At 71.9% G+C, this 12,648-nt stretch carries 9 protein-coding genes; 6 read left to right on the top strand and 3 right to left on the bottom strand.

Annotation, left to right across the window (positions count from 1 at the left end):
* Positions 1–252 precede the first annotated feature (252 nt).
* The gene (locus ABZ135_RS29205) at positions 253–2,721 is read left to right on the top strand and encodes a bifunctional (p)ppGpp synthetase/guanosine-3',5'-bis(diphosphate) 3'-pyrophosphohydrolase (protein WP_356699716.1); all 2,469 of its coding nucleotides are present in this window, start codon (positions 253–255) and stop codon (positions 2,719–2,721) included.
* A 90-nt stretch (positions 2,722–2,811) separates the two neighbouring features.
* Here ABZ135_RS29205 and ABZ135_RS29200 read toward each other — a convergent pair whose 3' ends face one another.
* Together ABZ135_RS29200 and ABZ135_RS29195 are read right to left on the bottom strand one after the other, a co-directional pair.
* Positions 2,812–4,041 (bottom strand): DUF349 domain-containing protein, encoded by a 1,230-nt coding sequence (locus ABZ135_RS29200; protein ID WP_356699714.1) that lies wholly within the window; start codon positions 4,039–4,041, stop codon positions 2,812–2,814.
* Between the two features lie 210 nt (positions 4,042–4,251).
* A complete protein-coding gene (locus ABZ135_RS29195; RefSeq protein WP_356699712.1) occupies positions 4,252–5,037 on the bottom strand; it encodes a peptidylprolyl isomerase in 786 nt (261 codons plus the stop codon).
* A gap of 162 nt (positions 5,038–5,199) precedes the next feature.
* Between ABZ135_RS29195 and ABZ135_RS29190 the strand changes: the two genes are divergently transcribed.
* The 5 genes from ABZ135_RS29190 (at position 5,200) to rpsD (ending at position 10,337) form a co-directional block, all read left to right on the top strand.
* Positions 5,200–5,907, top strand: coding sequence for an MBL fold metallo-hydrolase (locus ABZ135_RS29190; protein ID WP_356699710.1), 708 nt, complete (start codon positions 5,200–5,202; stop codon positions 5,905–5,907).
* Between the two features lie 10 nt (positions 5,908–5,917).
* Positions 5,918–7,180 carry a histidine--tRNA ligase gene (gene hisS / locus ABZ135_RS29185; RefSeq protein ID WP_356699708.1) on the top strand — a complete coding sequence of 421 codons (1,263 nt, stop codon included), beginning with the start codon at positions 5,918–5,920 and terminating at the stop codon, positions 7,178–7,180.
* Positions 7,181–7,328: 148 nt separating this feature from the next.
* Complete coding sequence (locus tag ABZ135_RS29180; protein ID WP_356699705.1) at positions 7,329–7,955, top strand: vitamin K epoxide reductase family protein; 627 nt, start codon at positions 7,329–7,331, stop codon at positions 7,953–7,955.
* Between the two features lie 57 nt (positions 7,956–8,012).
* The gene (locus tag ABZ135_RS29175; protein ID WP_356699703.1) at positions 8,013–9,365 is read left to right on the top strand and encodes a replication-associated recombination protein A; all 1,353 of its coding nucleotides are present in this window, start codon (positions 8,013–8,015) and stop codon (positions 9,363–9,365) included.
* A gap of 357 nt (positions 9,366–9,722) precedes the next feature.
* Positions 9,723–10,337: a 30S ribosomal protein S4 gene (rpsD, locus tag ABZ135_RS29170; protein WP_345490235.1), complete on the top strand. Its 615-nt coding sequence runs from the start codon at positions 9,723–9,725 to the stop codon at positions 10,335–10,337.
* A 31-nt stretch (positions 10,338–10,368) separates the two neighbouring features.
* Here rpsD and ABZ135_RS29165 read toward each other — a convergent pair whose 3' ends face one another.
* A complete protein-coding gene (locus ABZ135_RS29165) occupies positions 10,369–12,543 on the bottom strand; it encodes an AAA family ATPase (protein ID WP_356699701.1) in 2,175 nt (724 codons plus the stop codon).
* Positions 12,544–12,648 lie beyond the last annotated feature (105 nt).

Below are 12,648 nucleotides of genomic sequence, written 5' to 3'. Positions count from 1 at the left end.
CCGGCCGTCCCGCTCCGTGTCCTTGACCAGCGCGTCGTACCGGTCGTTCTGATCCCGGGCCGCCCCCGTCGTTTTCCGGACAGGCCCCGGAACGGGGACCCGGCGAAGCACCGTGGCCGCACCGGCGGCGTCTCAGCCCCCAGGCACGTGCGCACAGGCGCTTCCCGCTCGATACCATGGCCTTTCCGGGCCTGACCGGGGACCCGGAACCTCCCCCGGAGTCCGTCCGGAGGGACCCCCAGAGGAGCGCTCTTGCCAGACGAGGCCCAGCCACTCTCCGCCGCGCAGCCCGATCCGAAGGCCGAGAAGGCCGCGACGGGCCCCGCCGCGCCCCAGAACCCGCCCGCGGAGACCCGGCCCCGGCCCGCGACGCCCGCACCGGCCCCGTCCGCCCGGCCCGCCCCGGCTCCGCCCGCCCGCTCCGGCGGCTCCTCCAGCCGCGTCCGCGCCCGCCTGGCCCGCCTGGGCGTCCAGCGCTCCTCCCCGTACAACCCGGTCCTCGAACCGTTGCTGCGGATCGTCCGCTCCAACGACCCGAAGATCGAGACGGCGACGCTCCGCCAGATCGAGCGGGCCTACCAGGTCGCCGAGCGCTGGCACCGCGGCCAGAAGCGCAAGAGCGGCGACCCGTACATCACCCACCCGCTCGCCGTCACCACGATCCTCGCCGAGCTCGGCATGGACCCGGCGACGCTGATGGCCGGGCTGCTCCACGACACCGTCGAGGACACCGAGTACGGCCTCGACACCCTGCGCCGCGACTTCGGCGACCAGGTCGCCCTGCTCGTGGACGGCGTCACCAAGCTCGACAAGGTCAAGTTCGGCGAGGCCGCGCAGGCCGAGACCGTCCGCAAGATGGTCGTCGCCATGGCCAAGGACCCCCGGGTCCTCGTCATCAAGCTCGCCGACCGCCTGCACAACATGCGCACCATGCGCTACCTCAAGCGGGAGAAGCAGGAGAAGAAGGCCCGCGAGACCCTGGAGATCTACGCCCCGCTGGCGCACCGGCTGGGCATGAACACCATCAAGTGGGAGCTGGAGGACCTCGCCTTCGCGATCCTCTACCCCAAGATGTACGACGAGATCGTCCGGCTCGTCGCCGAGCGCGCCCCCAAGCGGGACGAGTACCTCGCCATAGTGACCGACGAGGTGCAGGCCGACCTGCGGGCCGCCCGTATCAAGGCCACCGTCACCGGCCGCCCTAAGCACTACTACAGCGTCTACCAGAAGATGATCGTCCGTGGCCGGGACTTCGCGGAGATCTACGACCTGGTGGGCATCCGCGTCCTCGTGGACACCGTCCGCGACTGCTACGCGGCCCTGGGCACCGTCCACGCGCGATGGAACCCGGTCCCCGGCCGGTTCAAGGACTACATCGCGATGCCGAAGTTCAACATGTACCAGTCGCTGCACACGACGGTCATCGGCCCCAACGGCAAGCCGGTCGAGCTCCAGATCCGCACCTTCGACATGCACCGCCGGGCCGAGTACGGCATCGCCGCGCACTGGAAGTACAAGCAGGAGGCCGTCGCCGGCGCCTCCAAGGTCCGTGCCGACGTGCCGAGGAAGGTCGGCGGCAAGGACGACCACCTCAACGACATGGCGTGGCTGCGCCAGTTGCTCGACTGGCAGAAGGAGACCGAGGACCCCTCGGAGTTCCTGGAGTCGCTGCGCTTCGACCTCTCCCGCAACGAGGTCTTCGTCTTCACCCCCAAGGGCGACGTCATAGCGCTGCCCGCGGGCGCCACCCCGGTCGACTTCGCCTACGCCGTGCACACCGAGGTCGGCCACCGCACCATAGGCGCCCGGGTCAACGGCCGGCTCGTCCCGCTGGAGTCGACCCTCGACAACGGCGACCTGGTCGAGGTCTTCACCTCCAAGGCCGCCGGCGCCGGACCCTCCCGGGACTGGCTCGGCTTCGTCAAGTCCCCGCGCGCCCGGAACAAGATCCGCGCCTGGTTCTCCAAGGAGCGCCGCGACGAGGCCATCGAGCAGGGCAAGGACGCCATCGCGCGGGCCATGCGCAAGCAGAACCTGCCGATCCAGCGGATCCTCACCGGCGACTCGCTGGTCACCCTCGCCCACGAGATGCGCTACAGCGACATCTCCTCGCTGTACGCGGCGATCGGCGAGGGCCATGTCACCGCGCAGTCCATCGTGCAGAAGCTGGTCCAGGCCCTCGGCGGCGAGGAGGCCGCGACCGAGGACATCGCCGAGACCTCCCCGCCGTCCCGCGGCCGCTCCAAGCGCCGTTCCAGCGCCGACCCGGGTGTCGTCGTCAAGGGCGTCGAGGACGTCTGGGTGAAGCTGGCCCGCTGCTGCACGCCCGTGCCCGGCGACCCGATCATCGGCTTCGTCACCCGCGGCAGCGGTGTCTCGGTGCACCGCAGCGACTGCGTCAACGTCGAGTCGCTGTCCCGGGAGCCGGAGCGCATCCTCGACGTCGAGTGGGCGCCCACCCAGTCCTCGGTGTTCCTGGTCGCCATCCAGGTCGAGGCGCTGGACCGCTCCCGGCTGCTCTCGGACGTCACCCGGGTCCTCTCGGACCAGCACGTCAACATCCTGTCCGCGGCCGTGCAGACCTCCCGCGACCGGGTGGCCACCTCGCGCTTCACCTTCGAGATGGGCGACCCCAAGCACCTCGGCCACGTCCTGAAGGCCGTCCGGGGCGTGGAGGGCGTCTACGACGTCTACCGCGTCACCAGCGCGCGGCGCCCCTAGCCGTACGCCGCGTCCGCACCCGTACGGCACGGAAAGGGCCCCCGGCGCACACGCGCCGGGGGCCCTCCCCGTATCAGCCGGGACGGGGTCTCAGCCGCCGAACTCCTGCAGGCCCTTCAGCGCCTGGTCGAGCAGCGCCTGACGGCCCTCGAGCTCCTTGGCGAGCTTGTCGGCCTTGGCGTCGTTGCCGGCCGCGCGGGCCGCGTCGATCTGCTTCCGCAGCTTGTCGACCGCGTCCTGGAGCTGGCCCGTCAGACCCGCGGCACGCGCCCGCGCCTCCGGGTTGGTGCGGCGCCACTCGGCCTCCTCGGCCTCCTGGATCGCCCGCTCCACGGCGTGCATCCGGCCCTCGACCTTCGGGCGGGCGTCGCGCGGCACGTGGCCGATGGCCTCCCAGCGCTCGTTGAGGGAACGGAACGCGGCACGGGCCGCCTTCAGGTCCTTCACCGGCACCAGCTTCTCCGCCTCGGCCGCGAGCTCCTCCTTCAGCTTGAGGTTCTCGGTCTGCTCGGCGTCCCGCTCCGCGAAGACCTCGCCGCGCGCCGCGAAGAAGACGTCCTGGGCACCGCGGAAGCGGTTCCACAGCTCGTCCTCGTGCTCGCGCTGGGCCCGGCCCGCCGCCTTCCAGTCCGCCATCAGCTCGCGGTAGCGGGCGGCCGTCGCACCCCAGTCGGTCGAGTTCGACAGCGCCTCGGCCTCGGCGACCAGCTTCTCCTTCGTCTTGCGGGCCTCCTCGCGCTGCGCGTCGAGCGCCGCGAAGTGGGCCTTGCGGCGCTTGGAGAAGGCCGAGCGGGCGTGCGAGAAGCGGTGCCACAGCTCGTCGTCGGACTTCCGGTCCAGCCTCGGCAGGCCCTTCCAAGTGTCCACGAGCGCCCGCAGCCGCTCGCCCGCGGCACGCCACTGCTCGCTCTGCGCCAGCTCCTCGGCCTCGGTGACCAGCGCCTCCTTGGCGGCGCGGGCCTCGTCGGCCTGCTTCGCCTTCTGGGCCTTGCGCTCCTCGCGGCGCGACTCCACCGTCTCGGTCAGCTTGTCGAGCCGGGCCGCCAGCGCGGCCAGGTCGCCCACCGCGTGGTGCTCCTCGACCTGCCGGCGGATGTGCTCGATGGCCGCCTGCGCGTCCTTCGCCGAGAGGTCGGTGGTCCTCACCCGCTTCTCGAGGAGGCCGATCTCGACCACCAGGCCCTCGTACTTGCGCTCGAAGTAGGCCAGCGCCTCCTCGGGGCTGCCGGCCTGCCACGAACCGACGACCTTCTCGCCCTCGGCCGTACGCACGTACACGGTGCCCGTCTCGTCGACGCGGCCCCACGGGTCGCTGCTCACAGCGCCTCCTCAACATGATGCCGACTCGGGGGCCCCGCCCCCTGGGCATCGTCCACGGTTTCCCGGCGGGCCTCGCCCGCCCTCCACAGCGCGGCCGACGGCCTGCGCTGCACAACGCCAATCTAGGCGAACGGCGGCCCGGCTGTCCGCACTCAGCGCGACCGAAATTCGGCGGTCACGCGCAGGTGGGGGTCCCGGGCCGCCCCCGCGTCACTTCTTGGTGACGGCGGCCTTCTGGATGGTGACGGCCTTCTGCGGCGCACCGTCGCCCGCGCCGCCCGCGACACCGGCCTTCGCGACCTCCTCGACGAGCTTCAGGCCGTCGGCGTCGAAGGTGCCGAAGGGGGTGTAGCTCGGCGGGAGCTTGGTGTCCTTGTAGACCAGGAAGAACTGGCTGCCACCGGTGTTCGGTCCGGCGTTGGCCATCGCCACGGTGCCCTTCGGGTACGTCACCGAGCCGTCCGCCCCGGCCTTGCCCAGGCCGTTGAGGTTCTCGTCCGGGATGGAGTAGCCCGGCCCGCCGGTGCCGTCGCCCTTCGGGTCGCCGCACTGGAGCACGAAGATGCCCGAGGTCGTGAGGCGGTGGCACTTGGTGCCGTCGAAGTACTTCTTGTCGGCGAGGTGCTTGAAGGAGTTCACGGTCCGCGGGGCCTTCGCCGCGTCCATCGTGACGGTGATGTCGCCGAGGTTGGTCTTCAGGGCCATCGTGTACGTGGCCTTCTTGTCGATCGCCATCGCCGGCTCGGGCTGCGAGGGCGTGCTCTGCTCCGGGCTCGGAGTGTTCGACGGGCTCGACGCCACGTCCGAGCTCTTCGCGTCGTCGCCGGTCAGCGCCACCGACGCCCATACCGCGCCGCCCGCGGCGAGCACGACCGCCAGCGTGGAGGCGATGACGATGTTGCGGCGCGACCTGCGCCGCGCCTCCTCACGCCGCTGCTGCTGCCGCAGGTACTTCTCTCTGGCGAGCTGCCGCCGCCGCTGATCGCTGGTGACCACCGGGTCCGCTCCTTGTCGATCGTCTGTTCAGTCCTGGCCGGATGGCCCGTACCGTATACGGGTTGGCTGTGGAATACGCAGCGCCGGTAGGCTCTGATCTGCTGCATTCCGCTGCACAGCGCACCGCAGCGGCCTTCTGCCGGACGACAAATAAGGACGATCGTGCTGATTGCCGGGTTCCCCGCCGGGGCCTGGGGCACCAACTGTTACGTGGTCGCCCCCGCCGCAGGCGAGGAGTGCGTCATCATCGACCCCGGCCACCAGGCCGCCCAGGGTGTCGAGGAGACGCTGAAGAAGCATCGGCTCAAGCCCGTCGCCGTGGTCCTCACCCATGGCCACATCGACCACGTCGCCTCCGTCGTCCCGGTCTGCGGCGCCCATGACGTCCCCGCGTGGATCCACCCCGCCGACCGGTACATGATGAGCGACCCGGAGAAGGCGCTCGGCCGCTCCATCGGGATGCCCCTCATGGGCGAGCTGACCGTGGGCGAGCCGGACGACGTGCACGAGCTCACCGACGGCGCCGAGCTGAAGCTCGCCGGTCTGGAGTTCTCCGTCGCGCACGCGCCCGGTCATACCAAGGGGTCGGTGACCTTCCGGACGCCGGAGACCACGGAGATCCCCTCCGTCTTCTTCTCCGGCGACCTGCTGTTCGCCGGCTCCATCGGACGCACCGACCTGCCCGGCGGTGACATGGACGAGATGATGCGGTCGCTGGCCCGTGTGTGCCTGCCGCTCGACAACTCGACCGTGGTGCTGTCGGGGCACGGTCCCCAGACGACCATCGGCCAGGAGCGCGCCACCAACCCCTACCTGCGGCAGGTGGCCTCCGGCCTCGGGAGCGCGGACGCTCCCCGACGAGGAATGTGACGAGACCCACGTGAGCACCTTTCAGGCCCCCAAGGGCACGTACGACCTGATCCCCCCGCGTTCCGCCGTCTTCCTGGCGGTCCGCGACACGATCGCCACCCAGGTGAGGAACGCCGGCTACGGCTACGTCGAGACCCCCGGCTTCGAGGACGTGAACCTCTTCGCCCGCGGCGTCGGCGAGTCCACCGACATCGTCACCAAGGAGATGTACACCCTCACCACGAAGGGCGGCGACCAGCTCGCCCTGCGTCCCGAGGGCACGGCCTCCGTCCTGCGCGCGGCCCTCCAGGCCAACCTGCACAAGCAGGGCAACCTGCCGGTCAAGCTCTGGTACTCGGGCTCCTACTACCGCTACGAGCGGCAGCAGGCCGGCCGCTACCGCCACTTCTCGCAGGTCGGCGCCGAGGCCATCGGCGCCGAGGACCCGGCGCTCGACGCCGAGCTGATCATCCTGGCCGACCAGGCATACCGCTCCCTCGGCCTGCGGAACTACCGCATCCTGCTGAACTCGCTCGGCGACAAGGAGTGCCGCCCCGTCTACCGCGAGGCCCTGCAGACCTTCCTGCGCGGCCTCGACCTCGACGAGGACACCCTGCGCCGCGCCGAGATCAACCCGCTGCGCGTCCTCGACGACAAGCGCGAGTCGGTGCAGAAGCAGCTCGCCGGGGCCCCGCTGCTGCGCGACTACCTGTGCGACGCGTGCAAGGCGTACCACGAGGAGGTCCGCGCGCTGATCACCGCGGCGGGCGTCGTCTTCGAGGACGACCCCAAGCTGGTGCGCGGCCTGGACTACTACACCCGCACCACCTTCGAGTTCGTCCACGACGGCCTGGGCTCGCAGTCCGCGGTCGGCGGCGGCGGCCGCTACGACGGCCTGTCCGAGATGATCGGCGGCCCGGCGCTGCCGTCGGTCGGCTGGGCGCTCGGTGTGGACCGCACCGTCCTCGCCCTGGAGGCCGAGGGCGTGGAGCTGGACATCCCGGCGACCACCAGCGTCTTCGCCGTCGCCATCGGCGAGGAGGCCCGCCGGGTGCTGTTCGGCAAGGTCACCGAGCTCCGCAGGGAGGGCGTCGCCGCCGACTTCTCCTTCGGCGGCAAGGGCCTCAAGGGCTCCATGAAGGACGCCAACCGCTCCGGCGCCCGCCTCACCCTCGTCGCCGGCGAGCGCGACCTCGCCGAGGGCGTCGTCCAGCTCAAGGACATGGAGTCCGGCGAGCAGCGGGCGGTCGCCCTGGACGCACTGGTGGAGGCGGTCAAGGCGAAGCTCGCCTGACCGGTACGACGGCCACGGAGGGCCCCCGGCGCACGCCGGGGGCCCTTACCGTCCGCTCACGCCGCCCGTGCCACCCTGTGCGGCACAATGACCGTGCCGGGTCGAGGGACCGGAAGAGCGAGCAGACCGAGAAGAGCGAGCAGAGCGCATGACGAAAGCAGCGGCAGCGAACCGGACCGCCGAGCGGGAGGACTCCCGCACCATCGGCGCCGGCCGTGGCTTCGCCTGGATCCTGGTGATCACCGGCGCCGCCGGGCTCCTGGCCTCCTGGGTGATCACGCTCGACAAGTTCAAGCTCCTCGAGGACCCGACCTTCACGCCCGCGTGCAGCCTCAACCCGATCGTCTCCTGCGGCAGCGTGATGAAGAGCGAGCAGGCCGCGGCGTTCGGCTTCCCGAACCCGATGCTGGGCCTCGTCACGTACGCCGTCGTCGTCGCCCTCGGCGCCGGGCTCCTCGCCGGCGCCCGCTACCGCCGCTGGTACTGGCTCGGACTCAACGCCGGCACCCTCTTCGGCGTCGGCTTCTGCACCTGGCTCATGATCCAGTCGCTGTACGAGATCAACGCGCTGTGCCTGTGGTGCTGCCTCGCCTGGGTCGCCACCCTCGTCATGTTCTGGTACACGACCTCGCACAACGTCCGCCGCGGCGTGATCCCCGCCCCCGCCGGCCTGCGCGGCTTCTTCGACGAGTTCACCTGGGTCCTGCCGACGGTGCACGCCGGCATCATCGGGATGCTGATCCTGACCCGCTGGTGGGAGTTCTGGACGGGCTGACCGGCCGGGCCGCCGCCCCGGCGGGGACTGTCAGTGGTCTGACTTAGGCTTCATGACGTGGAGCCCGACCTCTTTACCGCCGCCGCCGAAGAACGCCAGGAGAAGGACCCGTCCAGCAGCCCCCTGGCCGTCCGGATGCGTCCGCGCACCCTCGACGAGGTCGTGGGCCAGCGCCATCTGCTGAAGCCGGGCTCGCCGCTGCGCCGGCTGGTCGGTGACGGCGGGGGACCCGCGGGCGCCTCCTCGGTGATCCTCTGGGGGCCGCCCGGCACCGGCAAGACCACCCTGGCCTATGTGGTGTCGAAGGCCACCGACAAGCGCTTCGTGGAGCTCTCCGCGATCACCGCGGGCGTCAAGGAGGTCCGCGCCGTCATCGACGGGGCCCGCCGGGCCGCCGGAGGCTACGGCAAGGAGACCGTCCTCTTCCTCGACGAGATCCACCGCTTCTCCAAGGCCCAGCAGGACTCGCTGCTCCCGGCCGTGGAGAACCGCTGGGTGACGCTGATCGCCGCCACCACCGAGAATCCGTACTTCTCGGTGATCTCCCCGCTGCTCTCCCGCTCGCTGCTGCTCACCCTGGAGCCGCTCACCGACGACGACCTGCGCGGACTGCTGCGCCGCGCCCTGGAGGAGGAGCGGGGACTCGGCGGCGCCGTGACCCTGCCGGAGGACGCCGAGGCCCATCTGCTGCGGATCGCCGGCGGCGACGCCCGGCGCGCCCTGACCGCCCTGGAGGCGGCGGCGGGCGCGGCCCTCGCCAAGGAAGAGCCGGAGATCACCCTCCAGACGGTCGAGGAGACCGTCGACCGCGCGGCCGTGACGTACGACCGGGACGGCGACCAGCACTACGACGTGGCCAGCGCCCTCATCAAGTCGATCCGCGGCTCGGACGTGGACGCGGCGCTGCACTATCTGGCCCGGATGATCGAGGCGGGCGAGGACCCCCGGTTCATCGCCCGGCGGCTGATGATCTCGGCGAGCGAGGACATCGGCCTGGCCGATCCGAACGCGCTGCCGCTGGCCGTCGCCGCCGCCCAGGCCGTCGCGATGATCGGCTTCCCCGAGGCCGCCCTCACCCTGAGCCACGCCACCATCGCCCTGGCCCTGGCCCCCAAGTCCAACGCGGCGACGAACGCGATCTTCGCGGCCCGGGCCGACGTCCGTAACGGCCTCGCGGGCCCGGTCCCGCCGCATCTGCGCGACGGCCACTACAAGGGCGCGGCCAAGCTCGGCCACGCCCAGGGGTACGTGTATCCCCACGACGTCCCCGGTGCCATCGCGCCCCAGCAGTACGCGCCGGACACCGTCCACGGCAAGCGCTACTACGAGCCGACGCGGTACGGCGCCGAGGCGCGCTACGCGGACGTGGTCGAGAAGGTCCGGGAGAGGCTGCGCGGGGAGGGCGGCTGACGGCCGGGGTCGCCGGCCCCGTGCACGGCCGCTCCGCCGAACCGGTACACTCGTGCGGAGTGCTGCGTCCCGTGTCCGGCCCCGGCCGGCGCCACCAGAGCGGGACAGTCAGCCGGAACACCGCCTCCGTGCGGAGTTCCAGGAGCGTCGCGCACCTTCGAAGGTGTCGCGTGCCACCCACCACCCTCCGGGTCACCGGACGCGGCGGTGGGTCGTTCGCGTGCTGCACGTACGTGCCCAGACCAGGGAGCGGCTGCCCGGCAGGTCCGTCGAGGACCCGCGGGGTTTCCCGGCTGCGGATGCGACCTCCCTAACCACTGGTGAAGCCGTATTCGTACAGAACAGAGAGGTTGGTTCATGCCGAACCAGTCCCGCCCCAAGGTCAAGAAGTCGCGTGCCCTCGGCATCGCCCTGACGCCGAAGGCCGTCAAGTACTTCGAGGCCCGCCCCTACCCGCCGGGTGAGCACGGCCGTGGCCGCAAGCAGAACTCGGACTACAAGGTCCGTCTGCTCGAGAAGCAGCGTCTGCGCGCGCAGTACGACATCAGCGAGCGCCAGATGGCCCGCGCCTACGACCGCGCCAAGAAGGCCGAGGGCAAGACGGGCGAGGCGCTGGTCGTCGAGCTCGAGCGTCGCCTCGACGCCCTGGTCCTGCGTTCGGGCATCGCCCGCACCATCTACCAGGCCCGTCAGATGGTCGTCCACGGCCACATCCAGGTCAACGGCCAGAAGGTCGACAAGCCGTCCTTCCGCGTCCGTCCCGACGACGTCGTGATGGTCCGCGAGAAGTCCCGCTCCAAGACCCTCTTCCAGGTCGCCCGCGAGGGTGGCTTCGCCCCCGAGGGTGAGACCCCGCGTTACCTGCAGGTCAACCTGAAGGCCCTGGCCTTCCGCCTCGACCGCGACCCGAACCGCAAGGAGATCCCGGTCATCTGCGACGAGCAGCTCGTCGTCGAGTACTACGCCCGCTGATCCAGCCGGCCGCAGTACACCTCCGCGGTGTTCAGCCCGCCGCTTCCCCGCCCTTTCCGGTGGGGGAGCCGGCGGGCTTCCGCGTCTCCGGAGCCGGTGACCGGCCCCCCGTACGGAACGGGCGAGGCACCCGCGCCTCCGCGCCCGCGTCGCCGGCCGCGTCCCGGCGCTCGGCGAGCGCCCGCTCCACCGCCGCGTCCAGCGACAGCGCCTGCCCCTCCCGGTAGCGGGCCGCGTAGCCCTCGCCGCCCAGCGCCTCGGCAAGCCGACGCTCGCACAGCGCCCTCGGCGCGTTGAAGTACGCCGAACCGAACACCGGCACGCCCACCGAGTCCCAGACCGGCCGGGCCGCGCCCTGCAGCACCGCCGCCTCCGCCGGATCGCCCTCGGCCGCCGTGACCAGCGCAAGCAGCTCCATCGCCAGGACCAGACCCACCAGGTCGTGGAAGGCGTGGTTGATCGAGACGCACTCGGTCAGCAGCTCCCGCGCCGTCGCGTGGTCGCCGCCGGTCAGCGCCGCGTAGCCGAGTACATAGAGCGCGTACGCCCGCGTCCAGCGCTCGCCCCGCTCCTCGCAGACCTCGCGCACCTGCCCGCACAGCGCCACCGCACCCTCCAGATCGCCCTGGAAGGCCCGCGCCATCGCCAGCTCGACCTGCCCCATCAGCACGTTGCTGTTGAGCTCGCCGATCTCCCGGTACGTCTCCAGCGCCTCGCCGATCAGCTCCTCGGCCCGCGGCATGTCGTCCGACAGCAGCGCCAGACACCCCATCCGGTGCGTCGCGTACGCCCGCGCCACGACGTTCCCCGTGATCCGGGCCCGCTCCCCGCACTCGTGCAGCGCCGCCACCGCGGCCGTCGGGTCGCCCTGCAGGATCGCCACATAGCCCAGCACCCACAGCGCCTTCAGCCGCGCGTCCTCGTGCAGCACGACCTCCTGGGCGGCGGGCATCGCGAGCGCCCGGTCCAGCCAGTGCCGCCCCTCCGAAAGGCGCCCGCACCCCGCCCAGTAGAACCACAGCGTCCCCGCCAGGTGCTGGGCGAGCGCGGCCTCCTCCGCCGACTCCAGACACAGTTCGAGGGCCGCCCGCAGATTCGGCAGCGCCACGTCCGTGGCCGCCGCGACCTCCGCCTGCCGGGGGCTGAACCACTCCAGCTCGCACCAGGTGGCGAACCCCATGTACCAGTCCCGGTGCCGGCGGCGCATCCGCTCGGTGTCGCCGAGCGCCGCCAGCCACTCCGCCCCGTACGCGGCGACCGTGTCGAGCATCCGGTAGCGCGGCCCGGCGGGCGTGTCCTCCCGCGCCACCACGGACTGCGCGAGCAGCTCGCCCAGCACGTCGAGCACCCGGTCCGCCGGAAGTTCCGGGCCCCCGCAGACGTACTCCACCGCCTCCAGGTCGAACGGCCCGGCGAACACGGACAGCCGCGCCCACAGCAGCCGCTCCTCCGGCGTGCACAGCTCATGGCTCCAGCCGATCGCCGTGCGCAGCGTCCGGTGCCGGGGGAGCGCGCCCCGCCGGCCGCCGTCGAGCAGCCGGAAGCGGTCGTCGAGCCGCCGCAGCATCTGCTCCGGTGTGAGCAGCGGCAGTCGCGCCGCCGCCAGTTCGAGCGCCAGCGGAATCCCGTCCAGGCGGCGGACCAGCTCCCGCAGTGTGTCCTGATCGCCCACCGCGGTGGCCCCCGCCTCCAGGGCCCGCCCGGTCAGCAGCGCCAGCGCGTCCGCCTCCCGCATCGGCGCGAGCCCGAACACCGCCTCGCCGTCCACCCGCAGCGGCCGGCGGCCCGCCGCGAGGACCGTGAGCCCCGGGCAGCCGAGCAGCAGCTCGCGCAGCAGCCCGGCGCACGCGTCCACCAGGTGCTCGAAGCCGTCCACCGCGAGCAGCAGCCGCCGCTCCGCGAGGTGCTCGCGCAGCACCTCGCGCGGTCCCCGCACGGTGTGGTCGGTCAGTCCGAGCGCCTCGACCAGGGCGTGCGCCACCAGCTCCGGGTCGCGCAGCGAGGACAGCTCGGCGAGCCGGACCCCGTCGGCGTAGCGTTTCTGCAGGGCTCCGGCGGCCCGCAGCGCCAGCCGCGTCTTGCCGACCCCGCCCACCCCGACGACCGTGACCAGGCGGAACTCGCCGAGCAGCCGGGCCACTTCGTCCTGTTCCGCGGCCCGTCCCACGAACCGATTCAGCTCCGCAGGGAGATTGCTCCGTCGCATGGCACACGGAGCGTACTCACCCGCGCGCACTCCGTACAATCGGTCCCGCGCACCTCCCCTCCCGCGGCCGGTAATGCGGTACGGCGGAAGACCTCGGGCGCGATA

Source organism: Streptomyces sp. NPDC006339 (assembly GCF_040612775.1).
Classification (GTDB): Bacteria; Actinomycetota; Actinomycetes; order Streptomycetales; family Streptomycetaceae; genus Streptomyces.
This window is presented reverse-complemented; position numbering and strand designations above follow the sequence as displayed.

Coding starts and splice junctions, on each gene's coding strand:
- ABZ135_RS29180 (WP_356699705.1), top strand. CDS start 7,329: ATGACGAAAGCAGCGGCAGCGAACCGGACCGCCGAGCGGGAGGACTCC.
- rpsD (WP_345490235.1), top strand. CDS start 9,723: ATGCCGAACCAGTCCCGCCCCAAGGTCAAGAAGTCGCGTGCCCTCGGC.
- ABZ135_RS29165 (WP_356699701.1), bottom strand. CDS start 12,543: ATGCGACGGAGCAATCTCCCTGCGGAGCTGAATCGGTTCGTGGGACGG.